Origin of the sequence: Psychrobacter sp. P11G3 (genome assembly GCF_001435845.1) — a bacterium.
Taxonomy (GTDB): Bacteria; Pseudomonadota; Gammaproteobacteria; order Pseudomonadales; family Moraxellaceae; genus Psychrobacter.
Genome location: NZ_CM003596.1, coordinates 1,719,945 through 1,741,637, shown reverse-complemented (window position 1 = coordinate 1,741,637; position 21,693 = coordinate 1,719,945). Strand labels below are relative to the sequence as shown.

At 44.4% G+C, this 21,693-nt stretch carries 17 protein-coding genes and 1 pseudogene; 15 read left to right on the top strand and 3 right to left on the bottom strand.

The window, feature by feature from the left end:
• Positions 1-69 precede the first annotated feature (69 nt).
• Entirely contained in the window at positions 70-981 is a 912-nt protein-coding gene (locus AK824_RS07075) for a LysR family transcriptional regulator (protein ID WP_057760198.1), read from the top strand.
• An 86-nt stretch (positions 982-1,067) separates the two neighbouring features.
• Here the strand turns inward: AK824_RS07075 and AK824_RS07070 are convergent, their stop codons facing one another.
• Complete coding sequence (locus tag AK824_RS07070; protein WP_057760196.1) at positions 1,068-1,481, bottom strand: hypothetical protein; 414 nt, start codon at positions 1,479-1,481, stop codon at positions 1,068-1,070.
• 162 nt (positions 1,482-1,643) lie between these two features.
• Entirely contained in the window at positions 1,644-2,663 is a 1,020-nt protein-coding gene (locus tag AK824_RS07065) for a hypothetical protein (RefSeq protein WP_057760194.1), read from the bottom strand.
• Between the two features lie 233 nt (positions 2,664-2,896).
• Here AK824_RS07065 and AK824_RS07060 point away from each other — a divergent pair, with 233 nt between their 5' ends.
• The 12 genes and pseudogenes from AK824_RS07060 (at position 2,897) to AK824_RS07005 (ending at position 18,086) form a co-directional block, all read left to right on the top strand.
• Positions 2,897-3,922, top strand: coding sequence for a LysR family transcriptional regulator (locus tag AK824_RS07060; RefSeq protein ID WP_057760192.1), 1,026 nt, complete (start codon positions 2,897-2,899; stop codon positions 3,920-3,922).
• A 284-nt stretch (positions 3,923-4,206) separates the two neighbouring features.
• Entirely contained in the window at positions 4,207-5,493 is a 1,287-nt protein-coding gene (locus AK824_RS07055; protein WP_057760190.1) for an NRAMP family divalent metal transporter, read from the top strand.
• A gap of 348 nt (positions 5,494-5,841) precedes the next feature.
• Positions 5,842-6,735, top strand: a complete 894-nt coding sequence (prpB, locus tag AK824_RS07050; protein WP_057760188.1) for a methylisocitrate lyase — start codon at positions 5,842-5,844, stop codon at positions 6,733-6,735.
• 93 nt (positions 6,736-6,828) lie between these two features.
• Entirely contained in the window at positions 6,829-7,485 is a 657-nt protein-coding gene (locus tag AK824_RS07045; protein ID WP_057760186.1) for a DUF2059 domain-containing protein, read from the top strand.
• A gap of 92 nt (positions 7,486-7,577) precedes the next feature.
• Entirely contained in the window at positions 7,578-8,705 is a 1,128-nt protein-coding gene (gene prpC / locus AK824_RS07040; RefSeq protein ID WP_057760184.1) for a bifunctional 2-methylcitrate synthase/citrate synthase, read from the top strand.
• 291 nt (positions 8,706-8,996) lie between these two features.
• Positions 8,997-11,630, top strand: a complete 2,634-nt coding sequence (gene acnD / locus AK824_RS07035) for a Fe/S-dependent 2-methylisocitrate dehydratase AcnD (protein WP_057762487.1) — start codon at positions 8,997-8,999, stop codon at positions 11,628-11,630.
• A 228-nt stretch (positions 11,631-11,858) separates the two neighbouring features.
• A pseudogene (locus AK824_RS07030) lies at positions 11,859-12,107 on the top strand (type II toxin-antitoxin system Phd/YefM family antitoxin); the annotation flags it as partial.
• A 113-nt stretch (positions 12,108-12,220) separates the two neighbouring features.
• Positions 12,221-12,481, top strand: a complete 261-nt coding sequence (locus AK824_RS07025) for a Txe/YoeB family addiction module toxin (RefSeq protein ID WP_037025847.1) — start codon at positions 12,221-12,223, stop codon at positions 12,479-12,481.
• Between the two features lie 146 nt (positions 12,482-12,627).
• On the top strand, positions 12,628-13,815 hold the full coding sequence (gene prpF / locus AK824_RS07020) for a 2-methylaconitate cis-trans isomerase PrpF (protein ID WP_264753509.1): 1,188 nt from the start codon (positions 12,628-12,630) through the stop codon (positions 13,813-13,815).
• 38 nt (positions 13,816-13,853) lie between these two features.
• Positions 13,854-15,707, top strand: coding sequence for an ABC transporter ATP-binding protein (locus tag AK824_RS07015; RefSeq protein WP_057760179.1), 1,854 nt, complete (start codon positions 13,854-13,856; stop codon positions 15,705-15,707).
• A gap of 71 nt (positions 15,708-15,778) precedes the next feature.
• The gene (locus AK824_RS07010) at positions 15,779-16,405 is read left to right on the top strand and encodes a GNAT family N-acetyltransferase (protein WP_057760177.1); all 627 of its coding nucleotides are present in this window, start codon (positions 15,779-15,781) and stop codon (positions 16,403-16,405) included.
• Positions 16,406-16,559: 154 nt separating this feature from the next.
• Entirely contained in the window at positions 16,560-18,086 is a 1,527-nt protein-coding gene (locus tag AK824_RS07005) for a bifunctional 2-methylcitrate dehydratase/aconitate hydratase (RefSeq protein WP_057760175.1), read from the top strand.
• Between the two features lie 38 nt (positions 18,087-18,124).
• Here the strand turns inward: AK824_RS07005 and AK824_RS07000 are convergent, their stop codons facing one another.
• A complete protein-coding gene (locus AK824_RS07000; RefSeq protein WP_057760174.1) occupies positions 18,125-18,904 on the bottom strand; it encodes an SDR family oxidoreductase in 780 nt (259 codons plus the stop codon).
• 158 nt (positions 18,905-19,062) lie between these two features.
• Here AK824_RS07000 and AK824_RS06995 point away from each other — a divergent pair, with 158 nt between their 5' ends.
• Together AK824_RS06995 and AK824_RS06990 are read left to right on the top strand one after the other, a co-directional pair.
• Positions 19,063-20,463, top strand: coding sequence for a DUF2868 domain-containing protein (locus AK824_RS06995; RefSeq protein WP_057760171.1), 1,401 nt, complete (start codon positions 19,063-19,065; stop codon positions 20,461-20,463).
• 200 nt (positions 20,464-20,663) lie between these two features.
• Positions 20,664-21,647 (top strand): sterol desaturase family protein, encoded by a 984-nt coding sequence (locus tag AK824_RS06990; RefSeq protein ID WP_082624596.1) that lies wholly within the window; start codon positions 20,664-20,666, stop codon positions 21,645-21,647.
• The last annotated feature ends 46 nt before the right edge of the window (positions 21,648-21,693 follow it).

The window sequence follows — 21,693 nt, the reverse complement described above, 5'->3', positions numbered from 1 at the left end:
TACTGTATAGATAAAAAATAATACTGAGCAAGATTTTGATGAAAGATGTTAATAAAAGGGATTGATGATATGGATATAAAAACACTCAAAAGCTTTATGGCCGTGGCCAAGCACCAGAGTTTTTCAGAAGCGGCGCGTGATCTGTATACCGTACAACCTGCCATCAGTCGCCATATCTCATCGTTAGAGACAGAGTTAGGCGTTGTGCTGTTTAACCGTACTTCTCGTGAGGTGACTATCACATCCGCTGGTGAGCAACTATTGAAAGACACTGCTATCATTTTGACTTTAGCAGAACAAGCAAAAACACAAGTTAAACGAGCCCATGACGGACAAGTAGGTACGCTCAATATTGCGCATCTAAGCTCGGCCTGCCTAACCTTTATGGCTAAACTGGTACGCAGTTATAAAGAAGAATTTCCGCATGTGCATGTGTCATTGTTTGAGATGACGGTGACCGAACAAATAGAAGCATTCAACAATGACCGCATCGATATTGCTTTTTCAAGACCATTGCCAAGCGCCATTGCCGATGACTTTATCAGCCACAGTATTTATATCGACAAGTTGGTAGCAATTGTGAACCAAAGCCATGCCTTAGCCGATCAGACAACCATTGATTTGGCACAACTAAAAAACGATAAATTTATTATTTTTAATCGTGATGAAGCGGTTGGTCTCTTTGATGAGACCATCACACTGTGTAAGCAGGCTGGGTTTTCACCCAATATCATTAGCCAACCCAAACACATGCAAACTTTGGTGACTGAAGTGGCTGCAAGCTTAGGGGTAGCGATTGCGCCCTATTGTGTGCGCAAGCTTTATAGTGACGGCTGTCACTTTATGACGCTAAACAATGTCAGCACACACATACCCGTGCATATCCAATACAAGCAGTCCAATAACAGTGCGACAGTTGCCGCTTTCGTCGCGGTAGCGTTGAGCGCAACAGATGACATACAGCAAAGCATGAAGCACTGACTCCACAAAAAAGCCCCATTACTCTTCTCTCATGTTTAGAGAAGAGTAATGGGGCTTAATATTAGTCACTTACTAACTTATAGCTGTCAATATAATCTTATAGCGCTAATAGCAGGCGTCATACCATGTGTACTGTACTTAGCTTGTATGATCTTTTCTTCCTCACGAAATAGCACATTTTGCGCTTCTTGCTTGAAGTCGTGATAGCTAATGGCGGTGTCATCTTCATGACCGTCAATAACTATAGGTTTGCTAGGTTGATTTTGGCTATTCGAATGCTGCTGTGCAGCCTGATTAGCATTAGCCTCTTTAGTAATGTTGCTGACTGTTAAACCGTTATTAGTAGGCGACGCTTGAGATAACGTGGAAGAAATACGGTTAGACATATAGAAGGCAGATAGTAGAACAATACAGATTACACTGATAATAGCAAAAACAAGACTACGGGGTCTGATGCTTTTTGGCTCGATATCATTATTCACGTTTTCTGATTCATTCATAGTTACGTACCATCTAATTTATATCATCAACGGCAAACAACTATGCCTTTTACATAATGATACGAATTTTATATTGTGTTGCAACAATTTATAGTACGAACGTCTCGAATAAATTGATAGACGGTTATTTAACTGTCTGAAATGGTATAAAACGTAGCCCCTTTAATCATTGGTTTCGCGGTACAAGGTAGTCTGCGACTCTTGTCTAAAGTCCTCATAAGTTATGGCAGCTTCTTCAGTAGCTATAACTGCGGCATCATTCTCTGATGTAGGAGCTTCAGAAGTTGACACTGATTCACTAACAGCTGGCAGGTCCTGTCTATTGTTGTCCAAAGTATCTTGCTGAGTAGTGGCTGGTTGCGTACTTACAGGGTCAACGCCATCCGTAGTTGTTTGACTGTCTGTAGACAGTGCTGGCTCAGCACTAACAGCTGGTGTACTGTCTGTCTCTACATTACCACCAGTGCTGTTGTCCATACTATCAACCGCAGAAGTAGATAAGACTCCTGAAAATACAAGCATTAATGCAATAACAACCAATACTATTAAACCAATCGCCATAGCCATCATGAATGGTTTCTTGCTTTTGATCACTTTATTGTCTATGACTGGCTCTTCGATAGCTGATTCAGACACATTCTCAATATTTAAAGGGATGTTTAAAGAATCATCAACCGATATCTCAGTTATGTTAGATTCACTATGGTCAATCGTAGAGGGTGACTCTGTTTGATTGCTACTATCTATATTGTTGCGATCTATATATTCTGAGGCTTCTGTATCTGAACTGACATCATTGACATCAATACTAATACTGTCGCTATCATTAGCGATACTTAGCACATTATTTTTAGATAAATTTTCAGATACTACATTTGTATCTGAAGCTTCAGAGGTAGTGTTTGCTGCTGTAGCATTTTCTGTTTCTAGCAATAATTCTTGCTCACTGCTTTGTTCTTCAAACAGTTGCAACTCTTCTGTGCTCAAGGGTTCGAAAGCGGCAAGGTTCTTTGCACTTTCTAGTGTTTCAAACTCAGCCTGATCGTTCTCTTCAGAACCATGGACTCGATTAATAAAGCGTTCGTAGATGTCATTGTTATTACGCTTACGCGATTTTTGGTCAATAATTCTAGCCAATTTTTCATCAAAATCGGTGCCAGCGTCTTTTTTTTCGTCGCTCATAGAATAATACCAAACCAGTTTTTCTACTGGTGTTAAATGATTGCTAGAATGAATTTTCTTACTATAGTGTAACAGTGTTATTAGCCAACAATATAGTTGCTCGACCTATTATCTTCAAGCAAAATTTATGGGATAACGCTAATATTGATAAGAACTATTCTAAATAATATGATAAACCAACCTTAAGAACTGATCTATGTAGAGATAGCATAGACTATGACAGGCTCAATAGTATGGATTTAAAACAGCTTAATGCGTTTATCGCGGTTGCCGACTTGCGCAGCTTTAGTGCTGCCGCCACCAAGACAGGACTGTCACAGCCAAGCCTGAGTCGATTGCTAAAACAGCTAGAGACTGACATGGGTGTGGTGCTTATTGATCGTTACCACAGGCCACTACATCTGACAGAAGCAGGCAGTTTTTTCTACGATAAAATAAGCACGATACTGACCGAGATTGATACTGTAACCAGTATGACTCAGCGCCTATCAGCACCCAGCAGCGTTTTAAATATAGGTTTTGTGCCCTCAGTACTATATGGCCTGTTGCCTGAAATCATTGCCACGCTTAAACAGTTCAGCCCTGATATCGACGTTAATTTAAAAGACATTAGCTCATATCAACAAATGGATGCCCTCAAGTCTGGTGAGATTGATGTTGGTTTTGGCCGATTTGCCCATCAAGACCCATGGATTCAGCAGATTCTGCTACGTCATGAACGCTATGTGGTGGCATTGCCAAAATCACATCCGCTTGCCAATGTACGTAAGCAACGCTTGATAAACCTAGCGAACAATCGCTTAATTTTATACCATCAAACACATTTGCCAGTATCGTCCACGGTGACGACAGAGACAGGGACCCAAGCGAACGATAAGCTGTCTACAAATAGAGTCAACCATGCTACTACTCATGAAGCAGCATCTAGCGAGCCTATTACTGAGCCTTTACTACATCTATTTGCCCAGTATGGCATCTCACCTTTTATGACTACGACAGTCAGTGATTTGCAGGTAGCATTGGGACTGGTCGCGGCAGGCGAAGGCATTACATTAGTGCCTGCCAGCTTGCAAACCGTACGTACGGAACAGATCAGCTACCAACGTTTGGTTCATGAAAATGTCACCTCCCCTATTTATTTACACACCCTCAAAGACTTTGTACATCCCAAAATACCTGACTTGCTCACAGCCATTTATCACGTCTACGAGCAGCGCGGCATCACTTATCGGCAGCAAAATTTTGTGTCACAGGCCTAAATGGGCAGATATCCGATGAATATTGTGTTATAAAGAACCGCCAAAAATAATTCATTTTAAATATTGATATTATTTTATAAGTATGCTAACTAACAAGAATAGCAATGCAAACAAATAGTAATAATAACTAGAATAATCATTCTCCTAGACAGTGTTGGTGTGATAAAGTCGATACGATGTAAATCGTTTTATATTTAGACGGTTTATAGGACGTTCTTTTCTGATCATTGGCAAGCTGACACAGGTAAGTGATAATTTGCTGTTTTAACCATTTCGAGGTATTCATGTCCACACAACAACTCAACAACCCAAGCGCCCCTGACGATAGCGTTGCCTCGCAACAAGAGGGCTTTAGCTGGCGCATCTTTGGCCCAGGCATTTTGATGGCAACTGCTGCCATTGGTGGTTCGCATTTGATTTCGTCAACACAGGCCGGTGCTATCTATGGCTGGCAACTGGCCATTATGATTGTATTGGCCAACGTGTTTAAGTATCCGTTTTTTCGCTTCGCAACTGACTACGTCTACGATACTGGCGAGAGTTTGATTGCAGGCTATGCCAAACGCTCAAAGGTATATCTTTGGGTATATTTTATTCTTTCTATCTTGTCAGCGGTTATTAGTACGGGTGCGGTTTCACTTATTGCTGCCGTAATTTTGGGCTTTATGTTGCCAGCCTCACTTGGTCTGTCGACAATGGCGTTATCTCTCATTATCGTCGCAGTCTCTTGGTTCTTTTTGATTGCAGGGCATTACAAGTTGCTCGATGGTGTGACTAAGTGGATTATGATTGCGCTTACCACGGCAACCGTTGCTGCAGTTATCATTGCTGCTGGCAAGCCAACCGTTATGGCAGTAGATTTTGTGGCGGCCTCTCCTTGGAATTTAGCCACGTTGGGCTTCATCGTAGCACTCATGGGCTGGATGCCAGCACCGCTAGAGTTTGCAGCGATTACCTCTATGTGGACCTCTGCCAAAGTCAAAGCAGATCACACCACGCATAGCCAGGGCTTGTTAGATTTTAACGTTGGCTATGCAGTTTCAGCGATATTGGCATTGTTTTTCTTATCGTTAGGTGTGTTTGTCCAGTACGGATCAGGACAAGAGATTGAGTTGGTCGGTGGTGCTTATATCAACCAGTTGATCAATATGTATACCGCAACCATTGGTGAATGGTCGAGATTGCTGGTCGCTTTCGTCGCCTTTATGTGTATGTTTGGCACGACCATCACCTGTGCTGATGGCTATGGACGCGCTAATGCTGAATGCTGGCGCCTACTAAAAGGCGAAAGCGAAATCAATAAAAAGCAGATCGCTTTTTGGACGACCTATGCTATCGGTGGCGGGCTAGTAATTATCACTTTCTTCACAGGACAACTAGGCGCTATGCTTAAGTTTGCCATGATATCGGCATTTGTCTCTGCACCTATCTTTGGTTGGTTGAATTATTCACTGGTCAAAAAACATAAGAAACTATCACCAGGTATGAATGCACTATCTATCGCAGGTTTGATATTCTTAGCAGGTTTTGCATTGTTGTTCTTAGCAAACCTAGCAGGTCTATTCTCTTAAACTAAGATTTATAGTCTGGCTCAAAAAAAAGCCCTAATAGCTTAGCTATTAGGGCTTTTTTGATGGTTAACTCTCAACAAAAGAGGAAATATAGGTCTAGTAATTGTAACTAAATGTAAAATACACACCATTATTCAATACGGTTATTTGAGCAATATGAATACTTATTCTAGTGGAACATCAATATAAACATAATGCTATTCATATTATGAATACTGTTAGATATTTTAATATGCATTTTTATTTTAGATAATTAATAGTTCTATCAGCAAGCTTTTTAGAGGTTAATAATTGGGTATAATCAGCTACAACAACTAGAATATTTTCCCTCCATGTAAGGACAATCACATGACTTTATCTTCAGCAGGCGCGCGCTTTCGCAGTGCCCTCACTCAAAAAAATGATAACAACCAACCATTACAGATTGCAGGTGCTATCAATGCTTATACAGCGATGATGGCCACTCAAGTCGGTCATCAAGCGTTGTATCTCTCTGGTGCTGGCGTGGCCAATGCCTCATTTGGTTTACCTGATCTCGGTATGACCAGCCTTGATAACGTACTAGAAGATGCTCGCCGTATCACCGACGCCGTTGACACACCGCTATTGGTTGATATCGATACTGGCTTTGGTGGCGCGTTTAACATCGCTCAAACTATCAGAAAAATGGAAAAAGCAGGTGTCGCGGCAGTACATATCGAAGACCAAGTGGCGCAAAAACGTTGTGGCCATCGCCCTAACAAAGAAATCGTTAGTATCTCAGAGATGGTTGATCGTCTAAAAGCGGCGTTGGACGCAAAAACTGACCCTGACTTTGTAGTGATGGCTCGTACAGATGCCCTATCAGTAGAAGGTTTGGACGCTGCTGTTGAACGTGCCGTCGCATTTCAAGAAGCGGGCGCAGATATGATCTTTGCAGAAGCGCTAACCGATATAGAGATGTATCGTAAGTTCACTGATGTACTCGATATTCCAGTACTGGCAAACATGACAGAGTTTGGTCAAACAGATCTATATACCACCGATCAGCTCTATAGTGTGGGCGTCGAGATGGTGCTGTATCCGCTATCAGCCTTCCGCGCCATGAACAAAGCGGCACTGAACGTTTATCAGCATTTATTAGATGATGGTACACAAGACAAAGTCGTCGATACCATGCAGACTCGCATGGAGCTATATGATTTCTTGAACTATCATGAGTTTGAGCAGACATTAGACAAGCTATTTGCTGGTAACAAGTAACTAGCGATTGGTTGTTAGCAACGCTGAGAAGATAAATTACCTCTGGGTGTTTTATCTTCTTAAAATTCGTATTCATTTGCCTTTAGGTTATTTATGTCATTGTTCACTTCCCATACAGCGCTTAAAGCAACACTACTCAGTAGTACACTTGCGGGACTACTACTCATCACTGGCTGTGATAAAACACCAGAAACCGTTGACGATACTGCCAGTGATACGAGCGAGACTGTGGTTAGCGAAAGCGAAGCTGCACCTTCAGAGACTGATGCTCAAAATGACTTGATTATGACGACGATTACGCTAGATACCGTCAACAGCCTATTGTTTGCACCAATTATCAATAGTGGTGCGCTCAGTGAAGAGCAAGTCAGCTGCCTTGAATCACGTGACAAAGACTTGGGTAAAGCGGAAGTCGATCGTTTTTATAAGAGTCAGTTTACCGATGCGGAGTTAAAAGAATTAGATGACTTTTATACGTCGGATGTAGGTAAAAAACTGCTTGCTTTTGGCAATGAGCAATTGCGCGTCATGAATGGCGAAGAAGTCGCAACGCCAATGGCTGACCCTACTCCAGAAGAAATGACTGAGATTCAGACATTTATGGAGTCACCACTGGGTGCCAAGTATATGAAGATCAATAATGCAGAAGGCGAAGGCAGCGCAATGGAAGTCTTAAATGGCCCCATTGAAGCTGAATTTGAGCGTTGTAAGGTCGATTTAGACGGTCCACAGCCTGAACAGCCTGCGTAACGCTAAACTGGCGCTATAGTCATTAACCAATAAATTTATTATCAGAAACATCGTTTTCACTCAAAAAAGCTACCAACAAAAGGAATGTAAACATGGCAGCACAAAAAGAACTTTCAGGCGCAGGTCTACGTGGACAAGTCGCTGGTAAAACCTCTCTATCTACCGTTGGCAAATCAGGCTCTGGTCTGACCTATCGCGGTTATGATGTATCAGAGCTGGCAGATAAATGTATTTTTGAAGAAGTGGCATATTTGCTGCTATATGGCAACTTGCCTACTCAAAGCGAGCTTGATGCTTATCAAGCCAAACTCAAAAGCCTTCGCGGCCTACCACAAGCATTAAAAGACGTACTTGAACGTATCCCAGCCGACGCGCATCCAATGGATGTGCTACGTACTGGCTGCTCTATGCTTGGCAACCTTGAGACCGAAACCGATTTTGCTCAGCAAAACGATCAAACTGACCGTATGCTAGCGGCCTTCCCATCGATTATCAATTATTGGTATCGTTTTACCCACGACAATGTACGTATCGAGACCGATACACATGATGCCACTATTGGTGGTCATTTCTTACATTTGCTCAAAGGCGAAAAACCAAACGAGCTGCACGAAAAAGTAATGAACGTCTCGCTTATTCTTTATGCAGAGCATGAGTTTAACGCGTCGACCTTTACCGCTCGTGTGTGTGCATCTACCTTGTCTGATATCCATTCTTGTATCACTGGTGCAATCGGTTCACTACGCGGTCCATTGCATGGCGGCGCGAATGAAGCGGCGATGGATATGATTGAAGGCTTTAGCTCACCTGATGAAGCTGAAGAAGAAATGATGGGTATGCTGGCTCGTAAAGACAAAATCATGGGCTTTGGTCATGCGATCTATAGCGAGTCAGATCCACGTAACGTCGTGATTAAAGGCTGGGCTGAGAAGCTAGCTGCTGATGTTGGTGATGAAGTGCTATACCCAGTATCGGTACGCTGTGAAGAAGTGATGTGGCGCGAGAAGAAGCTATTCTGTAATGCTGATTTCTTCCATGCTTCTGCCTATCACTTCATGGGTATTCCAACCAAGCTATTCACCCCTATCTTTGTCTGTTCACGTCTGACTGGTTGGGCAGCCCACGTGTTTGAGCAACGTGCCAATAACCGTATCATTCGCCCAAGTGCAGAATATACGGGTGAAGAGCTGCGTCCAGTACCAGAGATGAGTGCGCGTTAAGTTGATTTCTTTTAAGTAGCTATTGTTACGTACTTACTATCAGCTAGCATTGCCGTTAGCTGATACAACTATGATGATTGAGCCTTGTTATTTTTTTAGGCTTAATCATCATACGCTTATTACCATTTATATAAACCATGCCTTTTCAATATCGCTTCTTTAGCAAAGCCTACAAAAGCAAACGGTGATTTTGCTAAAGGAATGACTTTTTACCCCATATCAATGCTTAATTATTTATTAAAATTAGCCAACAGCCAAAGGTGACTTATGGACAACGCCCTAGTACAACCAATGAACGAACAATTCAAAAAGCCACTTCCCGGTACTGATCTTTATTACTTTGACACACGCGAGGCCGTCGAGAGCATCGAAGCAGGTGCCTATGACAAACTACCGTTCTGCTCAAAAGTATTGTGTGAAAACCTAGTACGTCGTTGCCCACCAGAAGATTTGACAGCAGCCCTAAAACAGCATATTGAAGGCAAGCAAGACCTCGATTTTCCTTGGTACCCTGCTCGCGTAGTCTGTCACGATATCTTGGGTCAGACGGCCTTCGTTGATTTGGCAGGTTTGCGTGATGCCATCGCTGAGCAAGGCGGTGACCCGTCCAAGGTAAACCCTATCGTACCCACTCAGCTTATCGTTGACCATTCATTGGCCGTTGAGCACGCAGGATTTGAAGACGATGCATTTGAGAAGAACCGTGCGATTGAAGAGCGCCGTAACGATGACCGTTTTCACTTTATCAACTGGTGTCAGTATGCTTTTGATAATGTAAACGTCGTACCGCCTGGTAACGGCATCATGCATCAGATTAACCTAGAGAAAATGTCACCTGTCGTACAGGTCGTGCACAATAAATCGGGTGAAGAAGTGGCGTTTGCCGATACATTGGTCGGTACTGACAGCCACACGCCGATGGTCGATGCACTAGGTGTGATCTCAATCGGTGTTGGCGGGCTTGAGGCCGAAAGCGTCATGCTAGGTAACCCATCATATATGCGCCTGCCTGATTACGTTGGTGTAAAATTAACAGGCAAACTGCAAAAAGGCATTACTGGTACGGATCTCGTACTGGCGATGACTGAGTTCTTACGTGATGCAGGCGTGGTCTCTACCTATATCGAATTCTTCGGTGACGGTGCACGCCAGCTAAGTGTCGGTGACCGCGCCTCTATCTCAAACATGACGCCTGAATATGGCGCAACTGCTGCGATGTTCTATATCGATGAGCAAACCATTGACTATCTGCGTCTGACGGGCCGCTCTGAGGAACAGATTAAACTGGTTGAGCAGTATGCCAAGCAAACGGGCCTGTGGGCTGACGGTATGGAAAAAGCCGAATACGCACGCGTCCTTGAGTTTGATTTGTCATCAGTTGGTCGTAACATGGCAGGCCCATCGCGTCCCCATGCGCGTGTATCTACCGATGATTTGGTGGCCAAAGGCATCGCCCACGCGCCTGATCAAAAGCTACCTGAACCAAAAGACGGTCTGATGCCGGATGGCGCGGTTATTATCGCTGCTATTACCAGCTGTACCAATACATCAAACCCTCGCAACATGGTGGCCGCAGGTCTTGTCGCTCGTAACGCCAATGCCAAGGGACTATTACGCAAGCCTTGGGTAAAATCGTCACTCGCACCCGGATCAAAAACGGTCAAGATGTACTTAGAAGAAGCAGGCCTGATGCCAGAGTTGCAAGAGATTGGCTTTGACGTGGTCGGCTTTGCCTGTACGACGTGTAACGGTATGAGTGGCGCACTAGACCCTGATATCGAAAAAGAAATCATCGATAACGACTTATTTACCACGGCAGTACTGTCTGGTAACCGTAATTTTGACGGTCGTATCCATCCGTATGCTAAGCAAGCATTTTTGGCATCACCGCCGCTTGTTATTGCGTATGCCATCGCCGGTAATATTCGCTTTGATATCGAAAAAGACTCATTGGGTAAAGACCAAGACGGCAATGACGTGTATCTAAAAGACATCTGGTTTGATGATGAAGAAGTGGATGCCATCGTTGCGGCGGCTGTTAAGCCTGAGCAGTTCAATTCTGTATATATTCCTATGTTTGATGAAGCTAAAAAAGACACAGGCAAGGCATTAAGCCCACTATACGACTGGCGCGAAATGACCACTTATATCCGCCGTCCGCCGTATTGGGAAGGCAAAATGGCTAAGAAAAATAAACTGACAGGCCTACGCCCGCTTGCAGTCCTTGGTGATAACATCACAACCGACCATATGTCACCTTCAAATGCTATTCTTGGCTCATCAGCAGCTGGCGAGTATCTCGATACTATGGGCTTGCCTGCTGAGGACTATAACTCATACGCAACCCATCGCGGCGACCATTTAACCGCGCAACGTGCCACCTTTGCCAACCCTAAGCTATTGAACGAAATGGTACGCGATGAAGATGGCGAAGTTGTCCAAGGCTCACTGGCGCGCGTCGAACCAGAAGGTCAAGTCATGCGCATGTGGGAAGCGATTGAGACCTACATGAACCGTGAGCAGCCGCTTATCATCATCGCAGGTGATGGTTATGGTCAAGGCTCAAGCCGTGACTGGGCTGCCAAAGGCGTCCGTCTCGCTGGCGTAGAAGCTGTCGTTGCTGAGGACTTTGAGCGTATTCATCGTCAAAATTTAGTGGGCATGGGTGCGCTGCCTTTACAGTTTGAGGAAGGAGTGACTCGTCATACGCTAAATATCGATGGTACGGAAACCTTTGATGTCACAGGTGAAGTCTCGGCTGGCGGGTTGATGACTCTAGTGATTCATCGTGCCGATGGTAGCAACACTGAGACACCTATTATCTGCCGATTAGATACGGCTGATGAAGTAAAAATGTACAATGCTGGCGGTATGCTACAACGCTTTGCTAAAGAGTTTATCGAAGGTACGTTAGATATCGTCTAAGGCTATGCTGTAGGTTTTAGTGTGATAAGCAATAAAGTATAAAAGTTGCCGATGTTGTATAACTTCATATGACATCGGCTTTTATTTGCTTTTGCGTTCTATACACTGAGTTTTGTGACTTATTCCTAAGTACTAGATAGTAGCTAAATATTGAGTTTACTTAACCAATGGCGTAATATGTACTATATATTGTACAAGTTATGCAGAATATCATGAAAGGAGTAAGCCATGAGAGTCGTTAGTTTTTCAGAAGCCAGAAAGCATTTAAAGTCTGTCCTAGATACGGTAAATGATGATGCCAACGCCACTATCGTGACCCGCCGTGACGCTGATGATGCCGTTGTGATGTCACTTGATTATTACAATAGCCTGATGGAAACCGTCTATCTACTAAAATCTCCTGCCAATGCAGCGCACTTAGCGGACTCTATTGCCCAGTACAAAGCTGGCAAGACTGCTACGCGTGAGCTAATAGATACGGTAGAAGATAGTGATAAAGGTGATGGTAGCAGCGATAATAATGAGCATACGGATGGCGACATTGAAAGTGCTTGAACTCAAAGGCTTCAATCAATGCAAAGGGTCTAACAATGAGTGAACAACTAGCATGGACAGATGCTGCGTGGAAAGACTATCTGTACTGGCAAACACAAGATAAGAAGACACTCAAACGTATTAACAAACTCATCACCGAATGTAAGCGTAATCCGTTTGAAGGCATTGGCAAGCCTGAACCCCTAAAAGAAAATCTATCTGGATTTTGGTCAAGACGCATCGATGACGCCAATCGGTTGGTATATGCCGTCGATGATAACTATCTAACGATTATCTCTTGTCGCTATCATTATTAACGAGCACTCTTAATCATGCATGTTTACTTGCTGATGGCAGTATACCCAATCTTATAACAATATAAAAAGGACTTAATACAGTGGCCCAAACCAATTCTAAATCAACACCCTCTTTCACCCCACAAATCTCAATCCCCGCCACCTATATGCGCGGTGGTACCTCAAAAGGCACGTTTTTTAAACTATCTGATTTACCTGAGCGTTGCCAAGTCGCTGGCGAATCACGTGATAACTTCCTATTACGTGTCATCGGTAGTCCAGATCCTTACGGCAAGCAAATCGATGGCTTAGGTAATGGTAGCTCTAGTACGTCAAAAACGGTTATTCTATCGGCCTCTGATAAATCAGATCACGATGTGAATTATCTGTTCGGACAAGTTAATATTGCCAAGCCTATGATTGATTGGGCGGGTAACTGTGGCAACTTAACCGCGGCCGTCGGTGCCTGTGCCATTAATATGGGACTGGTTGATGCTGACAAGATCAGTAACAGTATCAATGACAATGCAGATAGCGGTATTTGTGAAGTACGCATTTGGCAAGAGAATATCGGTAAGACGATTATTGCCCATGTACCAGTCTATTTAGATGCACAAAACAAAGTACAAGTTCAAGAGACGGGCGATTTTGAATTAGACGGTGTAACCTTCCCAGCGGCGGAAGTCAAAATTGAGTTTATCGATCCTGTAGATGCCACTAGCGACATGTTCCCTACTGGTAACTTAGTCGATGACTTCGATGTGTCAGGCTGCGGTCTAGAGGCTGATAGCATCAAAGCGACCTTTATTAGTGCAGGTATCCCAACCATCTTTATGAAAGCAGAAGATTTAGGTTTTACCGGTACTGAATTACAAGGCCACATCAATAGCGACAGCGAGCTACTTACCAAGCTTGAGAAAATCCGTGCCGCAGGCGGCGTAGCGATGGGTTTGTTTAAAGACGTGAGCGAGGCACAGACCAGCCAACATATTCCTAAAATCGCTTGGGTAGATGCAGCACAGAGCTATACGGCCTCTAGTGGTAAATCGGTCGGGGCTGGCGAGATTGATTTGGTCGTACGTGCCATGAGCATGGGGCAATTGCATCACGCCATGATGGGTACAGCAGCCGTCGCTATTGCCGCTGCGGCAACCACACAAGGTACGCTTGTTAACAAGGCTGCTGGCGGTGGTGAGCTTAATGAAGTACGTTTTGGCCACCCATCAGGCACATTGCTCGTCGGTGGTAAGACTGAACTGGTCGATGGGCGCTGGCAAGCCAAAAAAGTGTCGATGAGCCGCTCAGCAAGGCGTATCATGGTGGGTGAAGTTTTTGTGCCAGCGGATGCGTTTTAAGCGTAGCCATGGCGTATTTTAATTTGCGATAGAGTTCTATGCCAACATCTCCCCAGCCACGCCGTGTGCAATTAGATAAAAAACCTCCAGTCGAAAAGAAAGAACGGCGGGCACTGCTGTGGGATATCTTAAAAAAACTGGCGGTATTTGCTAAACCTTATCGTCTGCTTATTATCGCCACCTTAGCACTGACCGCCCTAGGCTCCTTTACCGCACAGGTCAATGCGTTTGTACTGCGTTATACCGTTGATACGTTAACCGAAATTGCCGCGCTTACTGATCCATGGCAGGCAGGTCTGCGCATGCTAGGGATTATTAGCGCGGTCTTGCTAACTAAAGAGATCCTGTCGATATTTATCTCTTTTGGTCAGCGTTTTTTTGGTGAAAAGATTCGTATCAACTTATCTCGTGACTTGTCCCAAAAAATCATTGAGCGCATCCTTACTTACCGGATGGCGTTTTATACCAGTAGTGAAAACGACAGTGGTAAATTGCAAACCCGTATTGATTATGGAGTCAGCAGTCTTACCAGCCTTGTGCAAAACTTCTTTATCGATATGCTACCGCTATTTGCCAATGCTATTGTGGCACTTATCATCATGTTTTCGACCAATTTTTGGGTTGGCATGGTCGGTCTTATTATCATACCCATTTACTTTTTTATCAGTCAAAAGCAAGCACACCGTCTGCAAGGGTTTCGTCGGCAAATGCGCGGGTTTCGAGAAGCCAAAAGCGGTTTGGTGATCTCTTTGATTAATTCAATCAGCGTGGTGAAATCCTTTGTCCGTGAATCTATCGAGGCTGAGAAACACTTAGCCATTCAAAAGGAAATGACCGACAACCAATTGCGCATTCGTAGTATTGGCTTTATTTATGATGCCATCAAAACCTTTATTGAGCAGATTGGTGTGGTGGTTATCATCCTTCTCACCGCTTATTTTGTGCTACAAGGTGAGATGACCATTGGCATGATTTTGTTTCATGTCATGCTGTTTCAAAATGTCGCCGCCCCTATCCGTCAATTACACCGCATCTACGATCAGATAAATAATGCATTGACCTATGCCGAAGGTTTTTTTGATATTTTAGAAGATGATAAACAAGTCGAAAACATCGACGGCATCAGTAGCAACAATCTAAAGGGTCATATCGAGCTTAAAGATGTCGATTTTACCTATCCTAATGGTACGCAAGCGCTAAAAAACGTCAGCTTTACCATCAAGCCCAATCGTATCACCGCGTTGGTTGGCCTTTCTGGCGCAGGAAAGAGCACGATTATCAATCTATTGGACAAGTTCTATGCCCCAGATGCTGGCACGATTTGCCTAGATGGGCATGATTTGGCTGACTGTGATACCCATGAATTGCGTCAGCGCATCGGCCTAGTCCTACAGAGTAATCATATTTTTTCGGGTACGATCAGTGAAAACATCCGTTATGGCGATATGAATGCTAGCGAAGATGACATCATCGTGGCTGCAAAAAAAGCCTCTATCCACGAGCAGATTATAGGGTTAGCTGATGGCTATGAGAGCACTGCTAAGTCCTTATCAGGCGGTCAACAGCAGCGTATTGCGCTGGCAAGGATGTTTTTAAAAGACCCACCTATTGTATTTTTGGACGAGCCGACAGCCAGTCTAGACGCCATCGCCAGTCAGCAGGTCAAAAAAAGCCTAGATCTGATCAAAAAAGACCGTACCGTCATTATGGTCTCGCACAATATCGCCCAAATTATCGATGCCGACGATCTCGTGGTGATAGAAAATGGCGAAGTGGTTGAGACAGGTACACATGAGGTACTTTATGCTCAACGCGGCAAATACTTTGAAATCTTTAGCGCTATGTCTGATAGCCTAAACCTAGACAAAATCAGCCAGACCCTAAACGGTTAGGAATGGTTAATGCCTGTCTAAATCGTTATAATGCCAATCTTTTACTGCCTATTGCCAGAAGCTAGCCCACTATGACTTGTGAATTTTCTTTAAAAACCTTTGACGAGCTGACCTCAGTTGATCTTTATCATATTTTAAAGGCGCGCTCGCAAGTGTTTGTCGTCGAACAAAACTGTGCCTATCAAGATATGGATGAAGTGGATTTTGATTGCTTGCACCTAATCGCTCATCAAAATGCAGCATTGGTTGGCTATTGTCGTATCATTCCACCTGAGTTTAATAAGCTAAAATCCAATCTATCAGTAGCTGATCCTGCCATTAAGACCAACCACACCGCGATGCCAGCCATCGGTAGAGTGCTTGTGCTATCAGAGCATAGAGGTGATGGTCTGGCACGGCAGATGATGAATCAGGCTATTGCACAGTGCCGCAAAAAGTATGGTAAAAAGCGCCCGATTATTATCTCGGCACAGGTTTACTTGCTTAGCTTTTACGAGTCGTTAGGTTTTGTACCTGAAGGCGAGCACTACCTCGAGGACAATATCGAGCATGTAAAAATGGTGCTATACGTTGCTAAGAAAAACAAAATCAAAAAAGAGAGCACGGACACTGCGTCAACCACGACCAAAGTGTTAAGTTTCCTGCTGTTTATCATGGCCGCTTTGTTTGTTTTAGGTCTGTTGTACTTAATGATTTAGACCGCTTGTGAGGTCTTAATTCTTAACATAATTCAAATTGGTTGTTCCATATTGAGTATGCTACTTTTAAATGATGATTCCTTTAAAAGGATGGCTGAGCCAATCAGCTCAGTCTCAGTCAAGGAAGTAGTACACTCAGGATGAGGAACCAACCATGTCAAATACTAACTCAGACACAACCAGTGCGACGGTAGAGAGCAACGTCCGTCCAGCATACGACGATGAAATTCAAAAAATTGCCGATTACGTTCTCAACTATTCAATAGACGAGCAGTCCCCAAACCCTACTGATGCGTGGAATACTGCGCGCCACTGTCTGATGGACACACTTGGCTGCGGTCTATTGGCGCTGCGTTTCCCCGAGTGCACCAAGCACTTAGGGCCTGATTGTCCCGATCAAATAACGCCGCATGGCGCTCGCGTCCCTGGCACCTCCTATAGACTAGACCCCATCAAGGCCGCTTTTGACATTGGCTGTATGGTGCGCTGGCTTGACTATAACGATACGTGGCTTGCCGCCGAATGGGGCCATCCTTCTGATAATCTAGGTGGTATCTTGGCAGTCGCCGACTATATTAGTCAGAAAAGTATCAGCCAAGGACAAGCACCACTGACCATGAGAGCAGTGCTTGAAGCCATGATCATGGCGCATGAAATTCAAGGTGTACTGGCACTAGAAAACTCATTCAACCGTGTGGGGCTCGATCATGTTTTTTTGGTCAAGTTAGCATCAACAGCAGTCGTTGCAAAAATTTATCAGCTGCCACGTGAGCGCATCATGGCAGCCATCTCACAAGCCATCATCGATGGTCAGGCACTACGCACCTATCGTCATGCACCTAATGCGGGCAGCCGAAAATCTTGGGCAGCAGGCGATGCGACCAGTCGTGCGGTACGTCTGGTCGATATAACGGCGCGTGGTGAAATGGGTATCCCTGGCGCATTAACTGCACCGCAGTGGGGGTTTTATGATGTGCTATTTAGCCATACCAACAAGGATCTAGCAACCAAGCCTGAAGACGATCGTCGCTTTAAATTCCAGCGAGATTTTGGTAGTTACGTGATGGAAAACATCTTATTTAAAATAAGCTTTCCTGCTGAGTTTCATGCTCAGACCGCTTGTGAAGCCGCGGTGATTCTACACCCACACATCGAAGACAGAATCGACGATATCGACAAAATCGTTCTAACCACACATGACTCAGCGATTCGCATCATTTCTAAAGAAGGCACGCTTGACAATCCAGCCGATCGTGACCACTGTTTGCAGTATATGGTGGCTGTCCCACTATTGACAGGCGATCTGATGGCAGAGAACTATGAAGACGACTATCACGAACAGCATTTGTCAATCGATGAGCTGCGCAGCAAGATGGTGGTAGAAGAAAACGCGCAGTATTCAAAAGATTACCATGACCCAAGTAAGCGTTCTATTGCCAATGCCATTCAAATATTTTTTACAGATGGTAGCAGTACAGAAAAAGTGGCTGTTGAATATCCTATCGGCCACAAACGCCGCCGAGCTGAGGGCATCCCTGTACTGGAAGCAAAGTTCCGCGCCAGTCTGGCCACGCGCTTTATCGAAAGTCGTTGTCAGCAGATTATTGAGCTATGCGACGATCAAGAAAGACTAGAACAAACACCCGTTAATGAGTTTATGGCGCTGTTTGAAGCGTATTAAATTGATGGCTTAACAGTACGCTAGCGTCAGCTTAACGGCTACCAAGGTATCGACTCTCCAGCCCAATCGACAAAACTGCCTGACTGGGTAGCAGTCATACCTGAGAGCACTTCCAATAAGCACTCCGCGCTATACGCTGGCGAGAATAAATGCCCTTCAGCGACATTGCCTTGAAATGGTGCAGACAACTGAGTGTTTACGGTGCCTGGTTGCATAACGACCACACACACATTTTTAAGTGATCTGCCCCATTCGATACTCAGGTTTTTCATGCCCATATTGAGCGCCGCCTTACTCATTCTATAGCTATACCAGCCGCCTAGCCGATTGTCAGTGATACTACCGACGCGGGCTGATACGGTAGCAAAAACGGCAGGATGATTGACGCTTCGATTAGCCTTGGCAAGCAACGGTTTGATGTGTTTGGCTATCAGCAAACTTGCTAGGGCATTGATTTGCATATTTTGTAAAAAGAACTCCGTGTCCATCTGTCGCAAGGCCTTTTCTGGCTGCGCGGTCTCTGTATGCAATAACCCTACGCAGTTGATTACCCAATCCACATGACCGACCGTCTGTTTGATGGTATCGGCAGCTTTTTTAATGCTGTCCTCATCACTGACATTCATTTGCAGCCAGTGCAGGTTTTCTGCTTCAATATTCGGCTCATTTCGATGATGAGTAGCAAATACTTGTGTGCGATGGCTTTGATTAGATTGACTGTCCGTTTGACTCACAGTCGTTTTTTGTATTAGCTGCTGCACCATGGCCTGACCAATACCACCTGTACCACCGACAATCAGGTAAGTTTTGTCATTCATGTGATACTTTTCCTTGTTTATAAGTCTTTATTTATTTTGGCTGATTTTATGAGGGTTTGCTATAGTCAATATACGCTACAATAATTGCTAGCGATTAAACCGACGTTTTATTGTATTTTATTTTTATATTGATGTTTTTATACGGATATCAGCGCCTTATGCTATCACCTCAAGACCAATTGACCGAACTAGTACGTGCCTTAGAGCGCGATCAGCATGTATTTGCTACTGACCCGTTACTTATCACTGAAAAACTACAGGGTGAGGATGGTGCACCTATCCAAAAACTGCACAGACGTGCATCCCGTATCGATAGCAATGGGATGCTCGCTCGGGTACTTGGTAAAATTGATGGTCGCATAAAAGGCATTATGATTGTCATGAGTGTGGTGTGGTGCTTATCAGGATTTTTAGGATTATTTACCCTTTTACAGTCCAACGTCGTGAATTTCTTTTATGTACTGGTCTGCTTGCTTGGATTCCACACTATTATGCTTGGCGGATGGCTTGTCATGACACTCATCAATCGAGACCAACAAGCGCCCAGTTGGTTTGCCAGCTTTGTCAGTCCAAGCTACCTTATACGCGGTAAGGACGACGTGACCAAGGCGGCCGTCGATCTGTATGAGCGGCAGTTGCAGCATAGCGGTATGCGCTGGTATTTGGGCAGATTTAGCCATCAGTTGTGGCTTGCAACATTGACGGGTATGCTGCTTGCGATTATATTTTTGTTGATTGTGCGCCAGTATAGCTTTAGCTGGGAGTCGACCCTACTCTCTAATCAGGCACTAGTAAGCTTGACTCAAATCCTCGGCTGGCTGCCCAGTATGGTTGGGTTCGATGTGCCGGATAGTACCGCCATCGCACAAAGCCGCCTTGTGACAGACGCCATGCCACTGTCTGTCGCACGGCAATGGGCAGGCTTATTAGTGGGTAGTTTGCTTATGTACGGTATTGTGCCGCGCGCAATCGCATGGGCATTTTGTGCCTTGATGTTCCGCCGCAAAAAAATGCGTTTAGACATCAAGCAGCCGTATTATCAAAAAATCCTAAACTTTTGGCAGCGGCACGTGGTGGATGCTGATGACTTTACAGAAGCACCAGTCCCTATCGCCCCAAAAGCGACGGTCAGTGCGGGCAAGAAATTAGTTGCTCTCCTTGAATACCCTGCAAATCAGGACAAATGGTGGCAGTCAGGGCTTGATGACAGCCATCATGGTTTTGGACAATCAAGCGAAGTTGAGGATTTTGGCATCGTCGATGACCGTGATGATATGGCACGGCTCAAAAATTACTTAGATGCGCATCCTGTACAGGTCTTGCTTGGGATTCATAGCAATGCATTGCCAGACCGCGGTACGCTACGTAAACTTGATCAAATCGCTGCTCACGCCAAAGATGGGCTTATCGTACAACTGCTAGGTAATAAAAGCGTTTCTACAGGATTGACTAACGCACGTACCGATGATGAGCCATTAGACAAACAAGCGGTTCGTTATCAGCAGTGGCAAACGGCGCTCTCTGCACGAAAAATTGGCTTAGTTGATATAGCTACTTAACACATTTTAATTTTTAATCTGTTACTCAAGTATGAACTTATCATTATGACTCGCATGATATACAATAAATAAATATTATAGGTCTATCACCTTAAGCAGGTCTAAAGACTTATTGATATAAAAGTTGTTAAGATACGTTTTAATGGCTGTGACGTCATATCAAGATGACAAGGATGTTTTATAGTGGCTAGGAGCCCAAGATGGCAGTAGATATCTCTTTAGACAGCCCCCTTATGACCCTAGGTCAATATGGTCAACTATTGGATGGTTACAAAGAGGCATTAAACCAAAGTATCTTAACGGCTGCGCCAGAGTCATGGCAGCCAATGCTAGAGAGCATTCTACCTGCGTATTGGCAAGAGTGGCTGCTACCGCTGGCTGGCGGTCCATTTTTCTTGTTATTTTTGGCAGAATGGCTCTATCAGTCCAAGCGCGGCAATAGTAAAAGCTTTAGTTGGCGCCGTGCGATGACCAATTTTAGTTTGGGCGGCTCTTATCTAGGGTTTGAATTGATTGTCCAAGCGCTTATCGTCATACCTACCTGCTTATGGTTATATCAATATCGCCTATTTACTATTGAGGTGACATGGCTTACCGCCATCCCTATATTCGTCGCGGTTGAGTTTAGCTATTATTGGTTCCATCGTGCGTCACACCGTATGAATTGGTTTTGGTCAGCGCATGTCGTGCATCATTCAGATGACCATATGAATCTGTCCACCGCCATGCGCCAAAGCCTACTGTACTCAGTGACGGGATGGTGGTTATTCTTTGTCCCGCTGATGATGTTGGGCGTACATCCAGTTTGGGTGTTTTTCTTTTATGCGTTAGATTTGATTTATCAATTCTTTATTCATACCGAAACCGTAGGAAAATTTCCAAAATGGGTTGAGTATGTCTTTGATACCCCATCCAATCACCGTGCCCATCATGGCACCAATAACGAATATATTGACCAAAATTACGGCGGCGTTCTCATTATTTTTGATCGCTGGTTCGGCACTTATGTAGAAGAAGATACGGTCAATAACCCCGTCAAATATGGTGCCGTTGGTGAAACCAGCCACGACAATATTGTTAGCCTGATATTTGGCGTCTTTTACCGTATGTGGCAGCGCTTTTTTCATGCCAAAGGATTTAAGAAAAAGCTCAAGGTACTGCTGCGTCCACCAAGTGCTGTTTAATATAGTCAATTCTCTATAAATTGGATACGGTGTCAGGCTTGCTTAG

Excerpts from the sequence above, each read along its gene's own strand:
- AK824_RS07075 (WP_057760198.1), top strand. The coding sequence starts at position 70 with ATGGATATAAAAACACTCAAAAGCTTTATGGCCGTGGCCAAGCACCAG.
- AK824_RS07070 (WP_057760196.1), bottom strand. The coding sequence starts at position 1,481 with ATGAATGAATCAGAAAACGTGAATAATGATATCGAGCCAAAAAGCATC.
- AK824_RS07065 (WP_057760194.1), bottom strand. The coding sequence starts at position 2,663 with ATGAGCGACGAAAAAAAAGACGCTGGCACCGATTTTGATGAAAAATTG.
- AK824_RS07060 (WP_057760192.1), top strand. The coding sequence starts at position 2,897 with ATGGATTTAAAACAGCTTAATGCGTTTATCGCGGTTGCCGACTTGCGC.
- AK824_RS07055 (WP_057760190.1), top strand. The coding sequence starts at position 4,207 with ATGTCCACACAACAACTCAACAACCCAAGCGCCCCTGACGATAGCGTT.
- prpB (WP_057760188.1), top strand. The coding sequence starts at position 5,842 with ATGACTTTATCTTCAGCAGGCGCGCGCTTTCGCAGTGCCCTCACTCAA.
- AK824_RS07045 (WP_057760186.1), top strand. The coding sequence starts at position 6,829 with ATGTCATTGTTCACTTCCCATACAGCGCTTAAAGCAACACTACTCAGT.
- prpC (WP_057760184.1), top strand. The coding sequence starts at position 7,578 with ATGGCAGCACAAAAAGAACTTTCAGGCGCAGGTCTACGTGGACAAGTC.
- acnD (WP_057762487.1), top strand. The coding sequence starts at position 8,997 with ATGAACGAACAATTCAAAAAGCCACTTCCCGGTACTGATCTTTATTAC.
- AK824_RS07025 (WP_037025847.1), top strand. The coding sequence starts at position 12,221 with ATGAGTGAACAACTAGCATGGACAGATGCTGCGTGGAAAGACTATCTG.
- prpF (WP_264753509.1), top strand. The coding sequence starts at position 12,628 with ATGCGCGGTGGTACCTCAAAAGGCACGTTTTTTAAACTATCTGATTTA.
- AK824_RS07015 (WP_057760179.1), top strand. The coding sequence starts at position 13,854 with ATGCCAACATCTCCCCAGCCACGCCGTGTGCAATTAGATAAAAAACCT.
- AK824_RS07010 (WP_057760177.1), top strand. The coding sequence starts at position 15,779 with ATGACTTGTGAATTTTCTTTAAAAACCTTTGACGAGCTGACCTCAGTT.
- AK824_RS07005 (WP_057760175.1), top strand. The coding sequence starts at position 16,560 with ATGTCAAATACTAACTCAGACACAACCAGTGCGACGGTAGAGAGCAAC.
- AK824_RS07000 (WP_057760174.1), bottom strand. The coding sequence starts at position 18,904 with ATGAATGACAAAACTTACCTGATTGTCGGTGGTACAGGTGGTATTGGT.
- AK824_RS06995 (WP_057760171.1), top strand. The coding sequence starts at position 19,063 with ATGCTATCACCTCAAGACCAATTGACCGAACTAGTACGTGCCTTAGAG.
- AK824_RS06990 (WP_082624596.1), top strand. The coding sequence starts at position 20,664 with ATGGCAGTAGATATCTCTTTAGACAGCCCCCTTATGACCCTAGGTCAA.